The organism is Nitrosomonas communis (genome assembly GCF_900114745.1).
In the GTDB taxonomy this organism is placed as follows: domain Bacteria; phylum Pseudomonadota; class Gammaproteobacteria; order Burkholderiales; family Nitrosomonadaceae; genus Nitrosomonas; species Nitrosomonas communis_A.
This window is the reverse complement of the sequence record NZ_FOUB01000007.1, coordinates 96,462-117,233: the sequence shown is the minus strand read 5'-3', so window position 1 is coordinate 117,233 and position 20,772 is coordinate 96,462. Positions and strand designations below refer to the sequence as shown.

The window sequence follows — 20,772 nt, the reverse complement described above, 5'->3', positions numbered from 1 at the left end:
ATGCCTTCGAATAAAGGAAAGGATGAGGATAACAAGGGCACCAGCCAGCGTGGTTTTGCTTCTATGGATGAAGACAAGCAACGTGAAATTGCGAGCAAGGGTGGCAAGGCAGCTCATGAGAAGGGTACTGCTCATGAGTTTACCTCAGAGGAAGCACGCGAAGCGGGTCGCGCAGCTCACGAGAAGGGTACGGCTCATGAGTTCACCTCAGAGGAAGCGCGTGAAGCAGGCCGTGCAGCTCATGAAAAGGGTACGGCTCATGAATTCACTTCTGAAGAGGCGCGCGAAGCAGGCAGAAAAGGAGGTCATGCTGCCCATGAAAAAGGTACAGCTCATGAGTTTAGCTCGGAAGAAGCGCGTGAAGCAGGTCGCAAAGGTGGACAGTCAGGTGGCAAAGGTGGCTCCGAGGATGAAGATAAATCTTCTTCCCGCACACATAGCAAAGGTGGTTCCAAAGATGAATCTTCCTCTACCCGTGGCGGTACATCTGAGCAACATGCGAAAGCAGGCAGCCAAAGCCATAAAAATCGCTAACCAGCAATAATAACGACGAGCAGATTTGTCTGTTCGTTGGTTATGTGCCAATACACCCGTACATAGGAAATCTAGTAATGTAAAAAAACCACGACTTTCAGGCGCGGCACTATCCACTATTTGGAGTATTTTTATCACCTTATCTGAAGATGAACCGATCGCCAACAATATGTCTAGCGTGATAACCACGGGCCAAAGAAAATTCATTGCTCCAAGTCAGAATTAAATGAATATTAACGTGAGTTCGATATAAGGATCACACCACAGCTGGAAGAGCTTGAAGAAGTCTAATATGAAGTGAGGTGTTTCACCTCACTAGTAATGATGAAGCTCTTTTTCAAAAACTTTTTATCATAAAGAATTCAGAGTCCCTTTGCTGTTTTTTTATCCCGAACTCACGCCAATATCTTTATGCACTTATGATCATTGGAGATGATAAAGAATTATAGAAACCATGTGGTGGGTAATACTTCAAATAGATTTTTATGTATGCAGAGTTGTGAAGGTGAAAGGAATTGCTTATGAAAAAGAACTATGGAAAGGAAATTGATCTTATTATCTCAGTGATAATGTGGCTGGCAATAATTCTAACGCCACCTGCATTAGCCGATAATGCTGTCAATCTGAGAGTATTGGTTATTTCTACAGGAGATGAAACCCAGGATCTGAAGCTCAGCTATATTAAGCCTGTTCTGGATGAAATAGGCGTGCCCTATGACGTATTGAATGCTAATACCCAGGATTTAACTGCAGATAAGCTCGCTTCTTTGAATGGTGTAGCCTGCAACTCCGTGGATGCGGGTTGTGTGGGTAGCTATAACGGCATTATCCTGACAATCTCCGATTTGACTCCCAACTTCACGCCGGCAGAGTGGGACATTCTGCACAATTACGAAAAGGACTTTAAGGTCCGTGAAGCCGTTTTATCGGGCTGGCCGGCCACCTATTCTGACCCCCAGGCACCATTTGGCATCTATCTGGATTATGGCCTGGTTTTTTCATCCAGTGGAGCCAGCTATAATACGCAGTGGTCAGTACCTGCTGCCTATCAAAAAGAAGTATTAGAATCGGTAAACCTGGCGAATCCGCTGCCGATTACTGGCTTTGCTTTCGCGGCCACTCCGCGCAATGATGCCGTGGGACCACGCGATGGCACTATCCCGAACGTTATGCCGCTGCTGCAAACCTCTAATGGAGAAGCGCTGGTATCGATCGTGCAATACAAGCTACCCAATCAGACTACACCAGTACGTGAGGTAATGATCTCGACTATTACTCATGCCTCATTCCTCCTTCATTCAAAAGTACTGGCCTACGAGTTTATCAACTGGGCGACGCAAGGGGTATTCGTGGGGGCGCGGCGCGTTTATATGGCTGTTCATCTGGATGATTTATTCATTGAGGATGAATTATGGGATCCCAGCCTTAAGGCGACTAATCAGTTGCAATCTTACCGATTGAACAGCAGCGATATCAGCAATCTCGTAGAAAAGCAAACTACTTTCCGGGCTGCGCATCCAGTGGCTGGCAGCGCTTTCCAACTGGATTTTCCATTTAATGGAGCCGGGGCTGTGGTTGATCCGGCAGCTACGCCACTGGTTACAAACCTGACGGAAGATTTGGTAGCGGCTGTGGTTACCAACAAAGATGCGTTCCGCTACATCAATCATACTTTTACGCATGCTGCGATGGATAAGCCGCCCGTGCCGGCTAATGCACCGTGTGATTATGAAACCTTCGCTAACGAAGCACCTATTGAGGCAGAGATTACTAATAACCGGATGGTGTGGAAACTGTTGGGGCTGCCTGACCAAGCTAATAACAACAAAGTCCTGCTCACTGGTAATCACTCTGGCCTGAAAGATCGCAGATGCACTGCTGATCCTTTGTTTCACCCGGAGATGGCAAATATTCAGGATGACGATGTAGCATTTGATCAGGGTGGCGCCAACACGTTGCTTCTACGAGCTGCAGCCAATACAAACGTACAAAATGTAGCTTCCGACTCATCGCAGCGAGCACAGAATGTTGAGCAATATATCACTCAGTACGATGACGGCAAACCGACCGATCGTATTATGCTGCCGCGCTGGCCAACCAATGTGTTCGTGAATGTCATTAATCCGGATCAGCTGACTGATGAATACAACTATATATTTCACGATCGATTTGTGAATACCGGTCAGGATCCCTGCACGATCCCCGGAGCGATCTGCGCTCCTCGGAATTATGCAGAAATTCTTGCTGCTGAAGCAGACAGTGCGGTGCGTCATATGCTGAGCTTTAATAAATGGCCTCATTTTTTCCATCAATCGAATGCAGCCAACTATGCAAACGGCAATACACTGATATTTGACTGGTTAAACGCTGTTTTCGAAGTCTATGAGCGGTTATTTAACTTACCAGTATTAAATTTGCCATATTGGCAGATTGGTGATAAGACAAAGGATAGGCTCGACGCTAAGACTGCAAATATACAAGCAAAGTGGGATCGGGTTACAAATCAAGTCACCTTATCGGCAGACAAATCTGTGAATCTAGAGGTCACGGGAATTGACGGTGGAGATTTATATGGTGGTCAGTTTATCCGCGAAGTTAACGTAAGCACGACACCAGCAGTGTTTACAGTAGATCGGGCGCTGACGCAGTAAGTATCCGCTACTTCGGTGATTTTATAGAAAAGGTTTAACCATTAGGAGGGTAATAAAATGGAATATATTCACACGTTGAGAACGGTCCTTGCTTTGCTGATTGTCACCATCGCTATGATAATAGGTACAGGAATGTCAATATCGGCACAGGCCGCCCCAGGACAAAAAACTGATAATTCAGGGAAATCTAATACCGCACCGGAGAATCAGGGTGAGGCTGAGGAGCAAATAAATAAGATACGGAAAGAGGAAGAGCAGAAGTTAAAAAAAGGAAAGGGGATAACAGAAGGGCGAGAACAGGGAGAGGAAAATTTATTTTACCCTCAGCAGGCAAAATCACTGGCAGAACGGCTTAGAGAGTCGGCAGCTATTGTTGCTCAACAAGGCGGCAATGCCCAACCGCTTCTTGATGCGGCTGCTTATTACGACAAGGAGGCTGAATAACCGCTTTTGTATTCGATGAGCAATAAATAATCACCTCTGAATCATTAATTAACATGAGTTCGGGATAAGAAAAGCATGAAAGGTATCTGATTCATCTATTGATGAAGCTCTTTTTGGAATCACATCATCATAAGGAATTTAAGGAGTTTAAGGAATTCAGGTTCCAGTTACAGATTTTTTTAGGTCGAACTCACGTTAGGTAGCTACCTTATGGGAGAAAATCATCTTGAGAGATAGGTAGTTACCTATGGCTAGAAATCGATTCCATGAATTTTTGACAATTTCTAGATGGTTTTTATTATATTGATGAATTATTGCAGAAATATGAAGCTAGACGATTTTAGATACTAACGAGGCAGGATTGACTAGAAACAATTTTTCATTTAGCTCATCCCTGCTTTTTACAAAAGTTGAATGCCTCCGTTAACCAACACAACCACGTGTTGAGGTATCGCTGTTCTTATTTTCCAGGCTTGAGTCGGCTACAACCGCTTTGTTGAGGGAGCACATGCAAAAGATGAGCTAGGTTTAGAAGAAATTGCTAGAGTCCGTCCCATGCAAGCAGCTTTTTTCTCTGCAGGTACATTTACTATAGAAAATCCCATATAAAATGATTTAAATTTCATAAGCGGCAAAGAGCTGCTCGATGGAACAACCTTCCCTTCTTCTGATGGCTTTGGCCTGAGCCCATTTGGGTTCAATGTGATTAAAGTCCGGGGAATAAGACGGCAGGTATTCAAGCGTATGCCCGGCATTGGCAATGGCGGTTTGGATATCCTGCCGTTTATGGAACGTTGCGTGGTCCATGACAATCACGCAAGCGGGCAGAAGTTTAGGCAACAGGTCCTGCGTCACCCACGCATAGAAAATGTCCGCGGTGATATTGGCTATAAACAGGCTTATGGTCAGCAGCGTCTTTCCGATCAGGGCGCCAATGACATTGGTTCGACCTCGTGCATGCCAGTCTTTTACGCCATGGGCGCGCTCGCCCACAGGGGCATAGCCATGCGTGCGTGGCATGTCGTGCGCAAAGCCGCTTTCATCAAGGTAAACGATGACGCGGCCTTCGCGCTCATAGCCTTCAATTTTTTGCTGAAAGATATGTCGCTCTTCTTCGCTGGCTTTGGGGTGACGCAGGCTTTTTTTTATAGGTCACGCCCAGACGCTTTAAAGCGTGATTAATGCCTTGCTTGCTGACTCCCAGCCGTTTGGCGCGCTCGTACTGATATGCGTCCGGATAATTCTTGACGTCCTGTGCCAACCTCTCAGTGTTAATCTTGGTGGCAGGCTTGTTGCGGGTGGTCTTGGGATCGGGAGTCTTGTACCAGCGCGTCACACTGGCGACACCTACGCAAAAACGCTCGGCCACTTGTGCGATTGAGAGGTTCTCCTTCTCCCGAACGGATAATACTTTACGGCGAAATGATATCGGATAGGTTATCTGTAAATTATAATCAATTTATAGGAGACATGCTATATTGGTGCTGCGCTATTATTATTGATCGCATGGAATGTGTCAAACGCTCAGCTGATATCTTTGATTACAGTATCGTCACTCATATTTCTGACATCTTTGAGTAGTGTTGCCGTACGCGCAGGAGGAGCAACTATGTCTATCGGTGCTATCAGAGTTACATTTAGGGAACTCTCACAATGAGTTTAACTGCGGCCAGTAGGAAGATTATTTGGTGTGGCTGTATGATAAGTAATTGGATTTTATGAAGCAATTTTAAGTAATGTTGGCTTCACTATTTTTTATTTTGAACCCATATGAAAAACAGTCTACGTTACTACTCGGTTAATATGACAGAACTCTAAACCGTCCCAAAACGACAATCATAGCAATGCCAAGCGCACAGACGGCGCTGAGCATCAAATCATCTAAATGCAGGGGGGCCAGATGTAATAACGAAGCCAAGGTTGGAAATTGCACCAACAGCAAAGTTAGTGCGATGGTTGCTGGCACCATGATACGTGACATGAAGTTAGACAGGCCACTCAGAACAAGAGTCAACATGGCGCTTACAAACGATAGAGTGACTAGGGCCATGGCCCGTGCGTGCTCAACTTCGTAACCTATACCAAGGCTGCGTTCATAGCCATAGATGATCATTAATGTCATCAGAGTTCCAACAATGGCGATCACCCACCATTCCCGCTGATTAAAAAATCGAGGGTGCTGTGTTTTTTGGATCGTGTTCAAGCGTTCATTTGCTGGCAGCTCCTGGAAGACCAGCAATGCCGTGGGATGAATGATCAGCTCGAGCCAGACAATATGAACAGGTAGATAAAGTAAGGGATAGCCTGCTAAAGGTATGAGTGCCGCGGTGATAACCAATGGAATGTGGATCATCAATAGGTAGGCAAAGCTCAGTTTCAAATTGCGAAACAACTGCCTGCCTTCAGCGATAGCGTGAATGATGGTGCGAAAGTTATCGTCCAACAGTACAATGGCGGCAACTTCACGTGCGCTGCGGGTGCCGCGCTGACCCATAGCAATGCCGATATCAGCAGCCTGTAAAGCCGGCACATCATTTACCCCGTCTCCAGTGACCGCCACAACTTCACCAACGGATTGGAGGCCCCGTACTAAGCTGAGTTTTTGTGATGGAACGGCACGTGCGATCACATCCACGTTCATTAGAGCAGCGTCTCCCTATTGTAATAAATCGTCCAGTTGAGTTGCTTCGATCACTTTAGGGTTTCCTTGGCCTAAGCCTATCTCGCGCGCTGTCGCTTCTGCGGTGGCAGGATGATCGCCAGTGACCATCACAACGTGAATATTCCCTTCACGACAGTTTTGGATTGCTTCGGTAACTCCCTCGCGCACCGGATCCTCAAAGGCGAGCAAACCGACAAAACCGAATTCACGACTCGGCTCTCCTCCAGCCCAGGCAGAATCGGTGAGGCCTCGCTCCGCACAAGCGATCACTTTATGTCCAGCTTTCGCGAGTTCAGCAACCTGAGTTTCCCATTTTATGCGCTCGTTCTCTGCGAAAGAGCACATGGCGAATATGATCTCCGGTGCCCCTTTAGTCGCTACTGTTAACGCACCATCCGGTTTGCGCCAAATGGCGGTTTCACACTTGCGATTCTCTGTAAAGGGAAATGTCATCAGCAGAGAGTGATGCGAAAGTACAGGGGGCGCCACGTGAAGAATTGCCAAATCTAAAGGATCATCGGTTTCACTGCGGGAAGCAAAGGCCGCAACCGAAAGCAACTGCTCATCGCTAACATCATTGTGCGGGTAACGGTGGGTCAAGCTCAACTGGCCTTCGGTGATGGTGCCGGTCTTGTCCGAGCAAATGCAGGATACTCGCCCAATATTTTCCACCACCACCGCGCGTCGCACCAGCGCCCGCCGTTGTGCCAGACGGTATACCCCAACGCCAAGAAAAAAGGTAAAAACAACTGGAAATTCTTCAGGCAGCGCAGCAACTGCGAGCGTAACCGCACTCAGCACCGCATCAACAATACCGAATCCCTGACGTAGGCGCACCCAGGCAAGGACGAGACACAGAATTAGTGAGCGAATGCCAGATCTTTGCAAGCTCATCGCACAACTGCTCGCTACTCAGGCCATAAAGCTGAAAAATGGTCTCGCTTTGTGGGGCTAGTAGCTCTCGAAGTGCTTGTACTTGGTGGACTTGATACTGTTCTCCTGTAACGTTGCACCAGTAGAGCTGGGTACGAAAGTGAAACTCTTCAAATGCGGGGTCAACTGCAGACTCGCTCCGGCGACGCTTTGCGGCCGCGCACATAAAGTACTGCGGGATCAGCTCAAAGAAGATTGACTCAACTAGCCGATTTAAATTGGCCCAGTCTTTATCACTAGGCATGTCCGCCTGCTGAATAGCCGGCTCGGTGCTCGCGACCAAGCTCTGCACATAGTCAAGTATGCGTGCTGCAAGAACTTGCTCCTGCTGGACAGCAACTTCGCTATCTATAGGCAGATAAGATGCGCTGCGCTCCTGCCAAGCGCGATGAAGTATTGTAAGCGGATTCAAAGTTGAAACCAAAGCCGTAACCTCGGCTATGCTCCGGTCAATTTCTTGCACTACACCAGCGTAATTTTCCGCAAGCAGTTCTTGATGTTTTTCAAATTCTCTGGGCTGCCACACATTCTTTGACACAATAGTGCTTCCGAACCTGGCCATTGTTAGCGGGCCTGAGATCAGCACCTCGTCAGGTTTCTGCGTAACTTTGTTGTTCTTCTTCCTCTTCATATGCCTATCCTATTCCAGCAGATTTCCACCCAAGCTAAGGCAGCTAACGACAACCATACCATATGTTCACTCTTGGCCAAAACCAGTCCATCAAGGTAGTTACTCTTTTGACGTTTCCAAGAATTTTTTCCTTATAGCAAGATTTTTCCACTCTCCGAACGGGCACAGTTTCCTCCGCCTACCAATGCTGAAAATAAACCACTTGATTAGTCCGCGCATAATTCATTGATTTTTATCACCTAAAAAATTAGAACTTGTGGACTTCGCATTCATTTGACGGGTAGGGTTGGAGAGAATAATGGCGCAAAGAGAGAAAAAGTGAGCAAATTTGTGGGATTTCTTGGAACCTCGAAGTCCGCAATAATCCGCAGGAACCCGCGCAAACACGCAAGAGTATGCGAAAAAAAACCAACCGGATGAAGGGTTGGTCTTTGGTATTGGTGGTGGAGTAGGGAACCGAACCTGCGTCCACTTTCCGATCCAGATAGTAACGCCTTAGTCTTGAGGACGTGGATTCGATAATTTGGCCGAATCTGCTAACCGCCCTTACCAGCAATCGGAGCAGCTTCCGTTTTCAGTCCGGAATCTTTTGGACTCCATGTGGATTATCTTATATAAAGTGATTCAAATTTTATAAGCGGCAAAGAGCTGCTCGATGGAACACCCTTCCCTTTTCCTGATGGCTTTGGCTTGGCCCCATTTTGGCTCAATGTCATTAAAGTCTGGGGAATAAGACGGTAAGTATTCAAGTGTATGCCCGGCATTGGCAATGGCGGTTTGGATATCCTGCCTCTTGTGAAGGGTCGTGTTATCCATGGCCACAACTGATGCTGGCGGGAGTTTTGGCAACAGATTGTGTTACCGTCTAACCGAAAAAAGTATCTGCATCAATATTGCTTATGAACAATCCCACTGTTAGAAGACACTTGCCGATCAACACGCCGATCACATTGACGCGACCTCTGCATGTCAATTACACACACCTTGAAACCGCTTGCCAATGGACGCATACCCATGTGTTCGTGGCATATCGTGAGCAAAACCACTCTCGTCAATATAGACGATGACGCGGTTTTGAGCTTCATTCGCCTTAATTGCCTCTTGGAAGGTGTGCCGTTTGTCTTCGTCCGCTTTGGGATGCTGCAATGTTTGTTTGTAGCGGAGTTCATACGTCGCAGCGCGTGGCCGAGACCTTTTTCGCTTATACCTAGTCGACGAGCCCGTTGCGACCATGTCGATCTTCATCGCCGGTTTGTTACGGGTCTGCTTGGGATTGGGATTTTCCACCCAGCGCGTCACGCTGGCAATTTCCACACAAAAATGCGCTGCCGCCTGCTCAATTGTAAGTTCTTCCTTCTTGCGAACGGACAAAACTTTGCAGCGAAATTATGATGGGTAAGTCATCTATGAATTGCAAGCAATTTATTTGATCTTTGATATAACGGTGTGCGACTTGACCCTTTTATACGTTGCTCACTTAAACTTGGAGCATTTTGGCAGGCGGACCATTATTTACAGCGAAATGAAATAATGGCCATAGACGCGACAGTTTGTAATGCTAAAATATTGTTAGCAGACCACGAAAGAATCAAGCTTGCACGCAGTATTCGCCGATTTTCTTTCAGGCGTATTTCTAGATGGAGCTTACGATCTCTTCTTGTTCATGGAATTTTTTCAGCATGCCGTGATGACAATGAATTCGACCATAAAAATTTTCATCAGCTATAGCCATCAGGATGCACACTATTTGCAACCTGACTCATTGTTGGGTTTTCTCAAAGGGCTGGAACGAGAGGGCATCGAATTCTGGACAGATCGGGAAATAAAACCCGGCGAGCTGTGGGATCAGGTAATCAAAAATCAAATTCAAACCTGCGATATCGCTTTGGTTTTGATCAGTCAGGGATTTCTCGATTCCGATTATTGCCATAATGTGGAAATTGCCCATTTTCTGGCTGGGACCAAGTATTTATTTCCGGTCATCTTGTCGCCATGCAATTGGAAGCGCCACGATTGGCTAGCGAGCCGCCAGTTTCTGCCGGGCGGTGACATGACGGTAGAAGAACATTATCGCGAAGCAGGTGAACGCAAACGCTTATTTCTGGCTATACGTGAAGGGCTGATGGAACGGGCGCAACTTATTCGTCAACAAAAATCCTCACCGCATATCCCGCCTTCACCTCCGCCAATTAGCATGACAGGCAAAGCTAAAATAGCTTTTTGCCAGCGGCTGGGCGAAGATTGGAAACTACTGGCCGATTATTTAGAGATTACACCCGCGGAGCAGAACCGATTTGCAACCGGCGATGAAGGTCGGCACATTTGGGTATGGCTGGACAATCGTGGTCGTTTACATGAATTGCCCGGCATGCTAACTGATATTAATCGTCCCGATTTGGCGCGGATTTTTACATCCGCCCCTGAATGAAGGCGCTGCAAGCCATGACAAAGTACAACGGTAAGCAAAAAATAATCTTTTACAATAATTTGGGCAACAATTGGCAGGAACTGGCCGATTACTTTGAAATTCCGAATAGGCACCAAAAACAATATCCTCAGGGTGATGAAGCACGGGAAATCTGGGCATGGTTGGAACAGAACGCCCGATTGGATCAACTGGAACCAGCACTAAAAGATATTGGTCGGCCAGATCTTGCTGCAAAGATCCATTCCAGCGGCACGCTCGAGTCCTCGCCCGAACCGAAAAAAATCAGTGGCACCTGCCCTTATATTGGCCTGCGCGCTTTTACAGAAGACGAAGCTGTCTTGTTTTTCGGGCGAGAACCTGAAATAAACGCTTTGTTTGATAAAATCATTACCGGCCGATTTTTGGCTGTCATCGGCGCGTCGGGTTCTGGTAAATCGTCCCTCGTACGTGCAGGCTTATTGCCCAGGCTAAGGCAAACAGAAAACAGCCGTGGTTGGGAATGGTTGCGCTTTACGCCCGGTGAGGTTGGTGACAACCCCTTCATGGCGTTATCTGCCGCGTTAAAGCCTGTACTTGAAAAGCTGGGAATGACACCTCGCGAGATGGCCACCCAACTGCAACAACGTGGTAATATCGATGAAATAGCAGAAAAATACCAGTTGCAAAGGCCCTCTGCTACGCAATTGGTTTTGTTCATTGACCAATTCGAAGAGCTGTTCACCCTGGTCGATGAAAATTACCAGCAACGCTTTATCCAGCTGTTGGATCAAGCCATACAGAGCCCGTATCTGCGCATTATCCTGACGGTACGCGCTGACTTTCATGAACACTGCCTCAACTATACCGCACTGGCCAGGCTCATCAATTGCGGCGCTTGGCATTTAGCCTCGCCAGATATTTCTTCTCTGTCGCAAATGATCGTTGAACCAGCCAAAGTGGCGGGGTTGCAATTCGAATCCGGCCTGGTAGGGGAGATTCTACGTGATACTGGTACCGGTTCCGGGGCGCTGGCATTAATGGCCTTTGCTTTGGAAAAGCTTTATCTTGCCTGCTTCCCGAACACGACGTTGACTTTGCAAGCTTACCGGCATATGGGTGGGGTCAGCCTAGCCATCGGCCGCTATGCCGAGGAAGTTTATCGCAACCTGGAGCCTCCTGCGCAAAATGCATTGTCTGACGTCTTCGCCGAGTTAGTCACGGTCGATTCCGAGCGCCGCGTTGCCACTCGTAAACGTGCTGATTTTGCCACGGTTGCTAAAACTGCTGCGGCCCGACAGCTCATCGACGCTTTTATCGAGGCACGCTTGCTGGTCAAAAACACCATTAATGAAATCGATGCCCAAATGCATTCATGCGCGACAAAGATTATCGTCGAGGTGGCGCATGAGGCCGTATTGACCCATTGGGATTTACTCAAAGAATGGATCGACGTACGGTTGAACGATTTTTGCCTGCTGCGCCAAGTCGAACTAGAAACCACTGAATGGCTGCGTAATAATCAATCTGACGCCAACCTCTGGCCGCACGAGCGATTGCAGCAAGTCTACGCCATGCAGCAAAAGCTTCAGCCACGATTATCTGCGCAAGCGCTTGATTTTATCCGTCCAGAGGCTGAACGTTTGCTGGAAAAGCTCAACGATTCCGCTTTGACGCATCAACAGCGCGAACGCATCGGCATGCGGCTGGCGGATATCGGCGATCCGCGTCCAGGTGTCGGTGTCGATGCAGCAGGCCTTCCGCAAGTCGAATGGTGTAAGGTGCCGCCGGGCAGAATCGTGCTGGAAAATGACGCAGGCACGTTTAATGTCGACGCTTTTTTCATCGGCCAATATCCAGTGACTTACAAGCAATACCGTGCCTTTTTGGAAGCCGTGGACGGTTACCCTGATGAACGCTGGTGGATTGACCTACAACATGCCCCCGAACCCGGCGAACAATATCAAACAGTCGATAATCATCCGGCCGACAGGGTCAGCTGGTTCGATGCGATAGCCTTTTGCCGTTGGCTGACTTTTAAACTGGGTTACGCTATCCGTTTGCCAAGCGAATTGGAGTGGCAACAAGCCGCAACAGGCGGGTGTACGGAAAATGTCTTTCCTTGGGGACCAGTATTTGCACCAATGTATTGCAATACTTTTGAAAGCGGTTTGGGACGCACCACGGCCGTTGGGCTTTATCCGCAAGGTGGATCGCCAGTAGGGGCCCTTGATATGAGTGGCAATGTTTGGGAATGGTGTGCGAACTGCTATCATGCACCTGAGGCTACTGATGCCACGCGTAATGCCTGCCAGGTTGTGCGCGGCGGCTCCTGGATCAATTACCGGGTTGTGCGCGGCGGCTCCTGGATCAATTATCAGGAGGAATCGTGCGCGGTTTTCCGCTTCCGCTACACTCCCGGCGACCGCAACCGTAGCCTGGGGTTTCGGTTGGCGTGTTCGTCCCCCATCATTCGAACCCCTGAACACTAATGGCCACGTCAGCGGCAAAAAGCATGCGTAGCGCGCCGCGAATTTTTTTCTGCCAGCTTGTATACATTATGGCAAAATCATGCAACCGGTTATCGCCGGTTGAGCGCTCTGAAATTGAATTTATAGCCCTTTGGCATGCTGGTTGCATGTTATTCGGGTGCCGAACGTTTGGTCATCAACGGTTTACCCAATACATGCTTGCGTAGTCCCCAGCTATCGGCGTAGCGCACATGATTGATCCATCCCTGAACGCTGCTGTCAAATTCGGCAAAGCTGATGGCTCCCTACAAAATGCTTGCCAGCGATCCCGGAGCCGGGCTGAAAAATGGCGTACGTTGCGTGCCTTAATGGGTCGATATTGCGGATAAACAATAAAGCCCAGCCAGGGGATGCCCCGTTCCACCGGCGCAGCAAACGCAAGGATTGCAAGCGTTTGATCAGAGCTTCTCGCTAGTTCCAGAGTTCGGCTTTACTGTTGCTGAACAACGCCATGTTGTTCACATAAAGCACATAGGTCGGACATCGCAGCTTCCGCTTTACAAAATGGTCAAAGGGATTCAGGTAGCAATTTGACCAAAACTGTGAGGTCAGATTGCCAATAGGCAGCCCTCTGAATCTTGTGAATGCCAATAAGTCGTCACCGGGAACCAAGCCATTTGATAATCATCCTCGAGCACACCATCGCCGCCTGCGATAATGATTTTGATGAGCCAGCGCACGTCTTCATCCAAAAGAGCAGCGGATGGTCGATGCAGCCCTGGATTTTCAGGAAGCATTATACGATGCACAAAACCAGGGATCCACTCGACAAAAGCATCAATGCGAGGCGGATGCCGCGCTCAATAAGCTATGCCTGTACTTGCGTTTAGCGCATCAATGGCGCTGGCTGAATGCAGGGCAATAACAACATATCAGCACTCGGTCGCGGAACTGGGGCGTTTACTCGACGGCTGGATGCAGGCCAAGTAAAATGTCTCCTGAGCTAACGCTCTGAGACACCTTATTTTTATATAAGCCCGATGGCTGGAAACCGTGCGGACGGAACGTCACTGCGCCATCATAAATCCTTCGCCTCGGATCACAAACCGCAGTCGGGGACCATTGCTGGAAATAGCTTGCGCCGTTACCAGCGTTTAGCCATTCGCAACAGGCAGGTGGTCAACTGCAATTGTCTGCCCCCTAAAGGGGGTGAATGAAGGGGGACGAACACGCCAATCGAAATCCCAGATTATTGTTGCGGCCGACGGGTGTGAGGCGGCCGCGGGCAGCCGCGCGCGCACTGTGCTTACCTTCGTACCAGGAGCCGCCGCGCACAACCCGGCGTCCATCCGAGCCATCTTGGTTCTCCCTGCCGTCATAGGGATCATAAGGGTAAGATTTCAACAGACTGCTGGTCCATTCACAAACATTGCCGGTCATATCCTGTAAGCCCTGCGGCGTGTTGCCATCGGGAAAGACGCCGACGGGCGTGGTAGCGCGGATATGGCTTTCAAAAGTGTTGGCCTTTCGGTTGTCAAATGTGTCGCCATAGGCAAAACGCCATGCAGCCGCTCCACGCGCGGCCGCTTCCGATTCGGCCTCGGTAGGTAGCCGAAAGTCCAAGCTGCTGTGGGCGCTAAGCCAGGCGCAGTAAGCGTTGGCCTCATGCCAGCAGATGCCTACGACCGGTTGGGTCGGCCGGTTGTAGGTATCATCACGCCAGAACGCAGGTTCAGTTAATCGGCCGCCGGGATAGTTGCCATTTAGCCATTTTTCAAGGTCTTCATCGCTCCATTGCGCAATGGTTTCCCAGTCATCCGCTTGCTTTGAGGTAATCTTGCCTTGCCGTTGCCATTCGCGAATTTGCGTAGAATACGCCTGGAACAATTTTCGAGTTTCCTGCAATTGCAGTTTTGGCCCTGCAGAAGTATTGTCCCCCCGCCGCCAAGCTTGTGCCGCGTCAGTTTGCCACCAGCGTTCGTCGTCGTAGCCGCCGGCTTCCATGAACAGGCGCCATTCGGCATTGGTTACCGGAAATTGCGCCAATTGGAAGAAAGCCAAGGTGATTTGATGCAATGGCGCCTCGTTATCATGCAGACCTTCATCGCTGCCGAGAGGATAGCTGCCGCCGGATAGGGGAATCAACGGCGGCACGATGAATGCGCCATCCGCTCCCTGGTGTTTTTGAAAACGTGGATCGCCCAGCTCGCCCAATGAAAAACCAGCGGCGATACGCGCCCGCACATCGGCGGCTGGGTTCTGGGTACGTTCCACCAAAGCCTGTTGCAGTTGCTTTTTCCTCGGCGCGGATAGCTTGACATCGGGTTGCGCCGCGCAACGGCCCGCCAGTGCCAGGTTGACGTTCATCAGTTGGGCGGTGAATTCATCAGGATCGGGTAGCATCGCGCTGGCAAGCATCAGCGTTTCTTCCCATCCGGTGGATGGCAGGGGTGGCAGCGGGTCGGCATCCCCCAGTGTGTCGAGGGTTTCCTGTAAACTGGGAGAAACGGCATCCGCTTGCCAGGCTTGATACGCCAAGTCGGGCTCGGGGGCTGCTGCAAAGTGGTGCGCGGCGAAATATTCCTGCAGTAATTGGTGAATGTAGAAAACTTGATCTTGCACTAGATCTTGCTCCAAGACATTCATGGCGACGCCGGCATCGAGTATCTTTTTACTCAGCGGGTCTTCGAGCATCGCCAGCGCCTGGTCATAGTCGATTTTAACCAGCCCGGATTCTTTTCGCTTACTGAGTTTCTGCATTTGGAAGGCCAGTAAGCCGAGCTTGGGAATGAGTCGGCCGCGTTTCGGTAACTCGTAGTCTGTTCTGCCGAGATACGCTAAGGTGAGCCGCTGAATATCGCGCGCGTCCAGCAGATCACCGGCTTCAAACAGTGGATTGTTGGGGTTCTCAATTTCACGCTTGATGAGCCGGCGCACGAAGGCGGTAAACAAGGCAGCGCGACCGCTGGGTACTTGCCCGTTAATACTTTCCTCGATGAGCATTTTGAGGTAATAAGGCGAGCGGAAGAGATCTAACTGCGCGCTATGTCTCAGATTTTTCCATAAGGTGTCGCCATAATCCGGGCTGTATTGCCGCAGGAATTCCTCGATTTTATCATCGGATAGCGATTCGATACGCACCTGGGGTACGGGCCGTTCTTTGGACGATAAGGGAGCGCTGTAATCCAGGCTGCGGCAGGTAAAAATCACCCGGGTGGTGCTTTGGAAAGCTTCCAGTTCAGCGAGAAAATCTTTCCAGAGCTGGATGACTTCAGCGTTGCGATACGGAATTTCATTCAGGGCATCGAGTAGCAGTGTGATCCGCCCGTCCTCGATTAAAGCGCGTAAATCAGGCAAATCCGGATGATAGTGCGCCCAGCGTTTGGATAACCATTCTAATAGCAGCGGAGTTGGATCGCTGGCACGTTGGCCTTTGAAGTCATTGAGCTGAATAAAAAAAGTGAGGGGCGTGTTGGCTGCCGGGTTTTGTTCGAGTTGGCTCAGGGCGGTCTGGGCATTATTCAATTCGAAATGGCGCAGCAAAGTACTTTTGCCGCTGCCAAGTGCGCCCAGAATCACTAAGGGTTCTGTGGTATGCGCCAAGATTTCATTTAATGATTGGAATTTTTCGCTTTTAGGCCGCCAGCGTGGACCTTGCGCATCCGTTCCCTGATCGATCAGGAGGGTCAAAATCGACAAAACGCGAATCGAGCGCATAACGCTGTTGTGACCAATTGGTGACGCATTTTTGGTAGAAAGCTTGTAAAACTTTGTCCCTGATCCCTGATTGCTGACCTGCCGTCTGCGGGGTGGTTGACGACAGGTCTAATTGGGGCGGGAGCGGTCGAACTCCTCTGCGAGGTCGTGGCGGTCGATTCTTCTGAGCGCCGAAGGCAATTCGGTTAACCGTTTTCGCTGTTCCAGCCATTCCCAGATGGCTTTAGGTTCCAGTCCTTGTTGAAATCTTGCCTGTTCGCTGGGTCTTATTTCTAAAATATCAGCCAGCTCTCTCCATGAATGTCCCAGTCGTTCACAGAAAGCTAATTTTAATGATCCAGGAAAGGCGTGGTTGGATGAAGCGTGATATGGGTTGAAATTTGGATTGGTTTTTTCTTGAACCGGCGTATTAGATAGTGACGTCGAGTTGATTTTTTTTATGCTGCTCAGCGTTTCATTCAATAGCTGGCTGATCCTTTCATAAACATGACCGCTTTTCTTGTCCAATTTACAAATCGTGCTATGGTCAGCATCCAATGGGATTGGATGGACACCAGTAATACCCGGGTCAGCGCTGGCTTCATTGACAACCAGGATGTCATGCGTAGGAAGATTTTCGAAAAAAACGTAAGTTTTAATCTTTAACCGCTCGGCATTGCTTCGATACCAGTTATTCAGCTCCAGCAGTTGGGGATTGTTAGCTTCCAACTCATGAACACTGACGCTGGTGCGCAGTAGTTTGCCGATATAGTTGATCCAGTTGGCCATGTTCGCGCCAGAATGTGGGGTTGACAGGAAAACAATGAAGCGCGTTTGCTCGGCAACAGGTTTCCAACTGCCGTAATTGGATTCATTAGCCAGTTTTAAAATTTCCTTGACTAGCAACCCACCAAGGCTATGGCAAACAAAACCGATAGACCGATGCCCAATATTCTTTAAATCAAAAAGCTCCAGGCTATTTCGCGCGCGGTTGTACAAAGGCATGCTATGACCGTTCCAATCGCTGGCGCTGACTTCATATTCTAACGACCAAACGCCGATGTTTGGGTGATCTTCACCAAGCCAGCGAGGCCAGAAGTTATTCGGGTCGTTGTCCTTCTGCCATGTCGTATAGCCGTTGCCATTCAGTCCATGCACGAAAATCAGGTCGAGTTCACGATCCGTCTCGTCACAGCCGGAAATGGGAAGTAATTCTGCCATTTATCTTCCTTGCCTAGGTTATCACGAGCTTGTCATTCTAAATGAATCCAATGGATTATATACTTTAGCAAGCATTCCTTTAAACCTATTTTCTTCTGTTGATTCTCTAAAAATAGCCGTAAACATTGCACTGTAAAGGTTTGGCCGTTTGGACGCGGCACCCAGTAAAAGCACTCGTGAAGCCTTGAATAATCATTGGATTCTCGATGTTGAGGCGCTTGATATAAATCAGGAGTTTTCAGACAATTTCTGAAAGACGGGAAATCAGATTAGTGACCCTGCGTTGGGAACGTTGAGTCTTGATTGCCATGGCCAATGCTTTGGGTTGCGCAATGATGACGACCAGCTGCTTGCCACGGGTAACCCCGGTATAGAGCAGGTTTCGCTCCAAAAGCATGTAATGCTGCATTGCCAGGGGGATGACCACAGCAGGGTATTCGGAACCTTGTGCTTTATGAATACTGATAGCGTAGGCCAAAGAGATTTCATCGAGTTCATTAAATTCGTAATCTACGACGCGCTCATCAAACTGGATTTGCAATAGGCTCTCTTCAACATCTACGGAAAGCACCACCCCAATATCCCCGTTAAATACTTCCTTGTCGTAGTTGTTGACCTGCTGGATGACTTTATCACCTGGCGCATATACCGAACCGTAACGAGTAACCTTGGGTTCACTTACTCCATTTAATCGCTGCTGCAGTTCAATGTTGAGTGAGCGTGCGCCCAGCCCCCCTCGATTCATCGGTGCCAGCACTTGTATGTCATTGACGGGATGCAGGTTAAAGCGCTGCGGTATGCGCTCTAATACCACTTGCATCAATTTGCTAAAAATCTCCTCGGGCGTCTCAGCATAGAGGCAATAAAAGTCACTCAGATCCTGAGCATTATGGCTTATGGGTAGCATCCCCTGATTGATCCGGTGTGAATTGGTAATGATTTTTGATGTGCTCGCCTGCCTAAAAATCTCGGTCAACCTGACGGTGGCAATTCTCCCCGAGTCGATGATGTCCGCCAATACCGCGCCCGGCCCCACGGATGGTAGTTGGTCCACATCCCCCACAATCAATAGTGCTGCACTTGAAGGCACGGATTTCAATAACTGATTCATCAACGTCACATCCATCATGGAGGATTCATCGATGACCAGGCAATCCAATTCCAGCGGAAACTCTTCGTTATGCTTGAAAGCAAAGATGGCAGGGTCAAACTCAAGTAAGCGGTGGACGGTTTTGGCTTCCAGCCCGGTGGATTCAGCAAGGCGTTTGGCTGCTCTGCCGGTAGGTGCGCACAATGCAATATTGATCTGTTTGGCTTTCAGGATCTTCAGGATGCTGTTGACCAACGTGGTTTTACCCACCCCTGGGCCGCCCGTGATCACCGTTACTTTATGCTGCAGCATCAATTCGATGGCAGCACGCTGGGAGGCTGATAAAGTCAGCCCCGTCTGTTCTTCGACCCAGGGAACCGCCTTTTGGGCATCAATGGCCCCCCAGGGCGGCTCACCTTGATTGAGGCGCAGCAGGTGATTGGCGCATCCCACTTCGGCTCGATAAAGAGGAGTCAGAAAAATGAATTCGTGCTGATCGATGGTTTCCGCTGTCAGATTGCCCTCCACGAGCTCGGCAGTGATGCCTTCCTCGATCACCGGCGCAGGTATTTCCAAGAGCTTCGCCGCCATATCGCGCAAAGTATCGCGTGCTGCGGCACAATGTCCTTCGTTGGACCATTCTTGCAATACATGACGCACGCCGGCTTGTGCCCGGATCAGGGAGTCCGGTGCAATCCCAAGCTTTTGTGCGAGCGTATCGGCGGTTTTGAAACCAATACCGTGAATGTCCAGAGCCAATCGATAAGGGTTTTCTCTGACTTTTTCGATGGCTTGTTCGCCATAGGTTTTGTAGATACGCACCGAGCGTGAGGTGCCGACCCCATGCGATTGCAGGAACACCATGATTTCGCGGATCACTTTTTGTTCAGCCCAGGCACTGGTGACCCGTTCTAACCGTTTCTTGCCGATGCCGGGTAACGTCAACAGCCGCTCTGGCGTGAGTTCGATGACATCAAACACCTCTGCTCCAAAGGCTCTGACCAGTTTCTTAGCAAAATGAGGGCCAATTCCTTTGATCATGCCGGAGCCCAGATATTTCTCTATCCCATCAAGGGTGGTAGGCGGGACGATTTTTATCGAGATCGTTTTAAATTGCTGACCATGTTGCCGGTCATTGACCCAGAAACCTGCACATTCGATATATTCACCCGCTGTGACCGAAGCCGCTGAACCAATTACGGTGATGAGTTCTCTCTGACCTTTGACTTTAACGCGCAACACACAGAAACCCGAGGATTCGCTATGAAAGGTGACGCGTTCGACCGACCCCTGCAGTTTTTCCAGAGGATTGTCAGCACTATGAGGTGAATTTGAAGGAGTGCTCATCCTTGGTCATCGATCGGCTGAATCAGCTGCGCTCCCTCGTGACTTACTCGTCCCACAGCAGGGGAGACTTGCCATAATTGCATTTGTTCTGAAGAATAAGGTTGCAGTAGCGACAAAAGAGCCTCATCCGGTAACTGTGAAGAGGATAACCAGGTATCCCATACTTCACGCGGGAGAATCACTGGCATGCGGTCATGAATTGGGCGCATCAAGCTGCTACTGTCCGTGGTGATGATCGTGCAGCTATGGATGACTGTTTCATCGATCGTCGCGCTTTCCCATAGTCCTGCGAAGGAAAGGGGGCCGTCCTTGGCCGAAATATAGAAGGGTTGCTTGCTAGCTCCCTCTGCCGACTTTTTCCATTCATAGAATCCGGAAGCAGGAACGAGACAGCGTCGGCTGCGAAACGCTTGTCTGAACATGGGTTTGCTTGCTAATGATTCAGCGCGAGCATTGAACAGCAAAGGCAGCTTCCTAGTCTCCTTGGCCCAAGGAGGGATCAGCCCCCAGCGCATCATCGATCCTTGCCGGCCTTTGTCGCTGTCACGGATGACCAGAATATCGGTGGTGGGGGCAATGTTATAGCGCGGCTCCATCTCCGGCATCGACACTGCGTGGTACCAGTCGATCAGTTGGGAGCGAGGATAAGCCAGGGCAAACCGTCCGCACATATCTCCTCACATTTTGG

At 49.3% G+C, this 20,772-nt stretch carries 18 protein-coding genes and 1 pseudogene; 6 read left to right on the top strand and 13 right to left on the bottom strand.

The genetic code is table 11. The features are described 5' to 3' along the window. From BM122_RS05035 to BM122_RS05025, 3 genes are all read left to right on the top strand, one after another. Positions 1–534 (top strand): KGG domain-containing protein (locus BM122_RS05035; RefSeq protein WP_074904202.1); only part of this gene is annotated, 534 nt, incomplete at its 5' end. A 521-nt stretch (positions 535–1,055) separates the two neighbouring features. After that, complete coding sequence (locus BM122_RS05030) at positions 1,056–3,185, top strand: Agd3-related carbohydrate deacetylase (RefSeq protein WP_074904200.1); 2,130 nt, start codon at positions 1,056–1,058, stop codon at positions 3,183–3,185. 57 nt (positions 3,186–3,242) lie between these two features. Next, entirely contained in the window at positions 3,243–3,629 is a 387-nt protein-coding gene (locus BM122_RS05025; protein ID WP_074904199.1) for a hypothetical protein, read from the top strand. Between the two features lie 615 nt (positions 3,630–4,244). Here the strand turns inward: BM122_RS05025 and BM122_RS05020 are convergent. The 7 genes and pseudogenes from BM122_RS05020 to BM122_RS24010 all read right to left on the bottom strand — a co-directional run bounded on the left by BM122_RS05020 (position 4,245) and on the right by BM122_RS24010 (position 9,226). Continuing rightward, positions 4,245–4,730 (bottom strand): transposase, encoded by a 486-nt coding sequence (locus BM122_RS05020; protein ID WP_305728206.1) that lies wholly within the window; start codon positions 4,728–4,730, stop codon positions 4,245–4,247. Then, positions 4,711–5,058, bottom strand: a complete 348-nt coding sequence (locus BM122_RS05015; protein WP_256211888.1) for a transposase — start codon at positions 5,056–5,058, stop codon at positions 4,711–4,713. Before BM122_RS05015 ends, BM122_RS05020 begins: the two co-directional genes overlap by 20 nt. A gap of 369 nt (positions 5,059–5,427) precedes the next feature. Beyond that, positions 5,428–5,982 (bottom strand): cation transporting ATPase C-terminal domain-containing protein, encoded by a 555-nt coding sequence (locus tag BM122_RS24845; protein ID WP_256211887.1) that lies wholly within the window; start codon positions 5,980–5,982, stop codon positions 5,428–5,430. Between the two features lie 21 nt (positions 5,983–6,003). Beyond that, positions 6,004–7,185, bottom strand: a pseudogene (locus tag BM122_RS21495) (HAD-IC family P-type ATPase); the annotation flags it as partial. After that, the gene (locus tag BM122_RS05000) at positions 7,097–7,855 is read right to left on the bottom strand and encodes a hypothetical protein (protein ID WP_074904191.1); all 759 of its coding nucleotides are present in this window, start codon (positions 7,853–7,855) and stop codon (positions 7,097–7,099) included. The pseudogene BM122_RS21495 and the gene BM122_RS05000, both read right to left, overlap by 89 nt. Positions 7,856–8,479: 624 nt before the next feature. Continuing rightward, on the bottom strand, positions 8,480–8,677 hold the full coding sequence (locus BM122_RS24015) for a transposase (protein WP_256211886.1): 198 nt from the start codon (positions 8,675–8,677) through the stop codon (positions 8,480–8,482). 147 nt (positions 8,678–8,824) lie between these two features. Next, positions 8,825–9,226, bottom strand: coding sequence for a hypothetical protein (locus BM122_RS24010; protein WP_074904189.1), 402 nt, complete (start codon positions 9,224–9,226; stop codon positions 8,825–8,827). 223 nt (positions 9,227–9,449) lie between these two features. Here BM122_RS24010 and BM122_RS04985 point away from each other — a divergent pair, with 223 nt between their 5' ends. Beyond that, entirely contained in the window at positions 9,450–10,283 is an 834-nt protein-coding gene (locus BM122_RS04985) for a TIR domain-containing protein (RefSeq protein ID WP_074904188.1), read from the top strand. Next, entirely contained in the window at positions 10,280–12,751 is a 2,472-nt protein-coding gene (locus BM122_RS04980; protein ID WP_074904186.1) for an nSTAND1 domain-containing NTPase, read from the top strand. Before BM122_RS04985 ends, BM122_RS04980 begins: the two co-directional genes overlap by 4 nt. 175 nt (positions 12,752–12,926) lie before the next feature. Here BM122_RS04980 and BM122_RS23145 read toward each other — a convergent pair whose 3' ends face one another. Beyond that, a complete protein-coding gene (locus tag BM122_RS23145) occupies positions 12,927–13,154 on the bottom strand; it encodes a hypothetical protein (protein ID WP_177198049.1) in 228 nt (75 codons plus the stop codon). Between the two features lie 184 nt (positions 13,155–13,338). Next, positions 13,339–13,470: a hypothetical protein gene (locus BM122_RS24840; RefSeq protein WP_256211885.1), complete on the bottom strand. Its 132-nt coding sequence runs from the start codon at positions 13,468–13,470 to the stop codon at positions 13,339–13,341. Positions 13,471–13,493: 23 nt separating this feature from the next. Between BM122_RS24840 and BM122_RS23140 the strand changes: the two genes are divergently transcribed. Beyond that, positions 13,494–13,655, top strand: coding sequence for a four helix bundle protein (locus BM122_RS23140; protein ID WP_177198048.1), 162 nt, complete (start codon positions 13,494–13,496; stop codon positions 13,653–13,655). A gap of 275 nt (positions 13,656–13,930) precedes the next feature. On the opposite strand, the gene BM122_RS04975 is transcribed toward BM122_RS23140, so the two are convergent. The 4 genes from BM122_RS04975 to BM122_RS04960 form a co-directional block, all read right to left on the bottom strand. Beyond that, positions 13,931–16,447, bottom strand: a complete 2,517-nt coding sequence (locus tag BM122_RS04975; RefSeq protein ID WP_074904185.1) for an SUMF1/EgtB/PvdO family nonheme iron enzyme — start codon at positions 16,445–16,447, stop codon at positions 13,931–13,933. Positions 16,448–16,555: 108 nt separating this feature from the next. After that, the gene (locus BM122_RS04970; protein WP_074904183.1) at positions 16,556–17,647 is read right to left on the bottom strand and encodes an alpha/beta hydrolase; all 1,092 of its coding nucleotides are present in this window, start codon (positions 17,645–17,647) and stop codon (positions 16,556–16,558) included. Positions 17,648–17,885: 238 nt separating this feature from the next. Then, positions 17,886–20,084: an SF1B family DNA helicase RecD2 gene (recD2, locus tag BM122_RS04965; RefSeq protein ID WP_074904182.1), complete on the bottom strand. Its 2,199-nt coding sequence runs from the start codon at positions 20,082–20,084 to the stop codon at positions 17,886–17,888. Further along, positions 20,081–20,755: an SOS response-associated peptidase gene (locus BM122_RS04960; protein WP_074904180.1), complete on the bottom strand. Its 675-nt coding sequence runs from the start codon at positions 20,753–20,755 to the stop codon at positions 20,081–20,083. Before BM122_RS04960 ends, recD2 begins: the two co-directional genes overlap by 4 nt. Between the last annotated feature and the right edge of the window lie 17 nt (positions 20,756–20,772).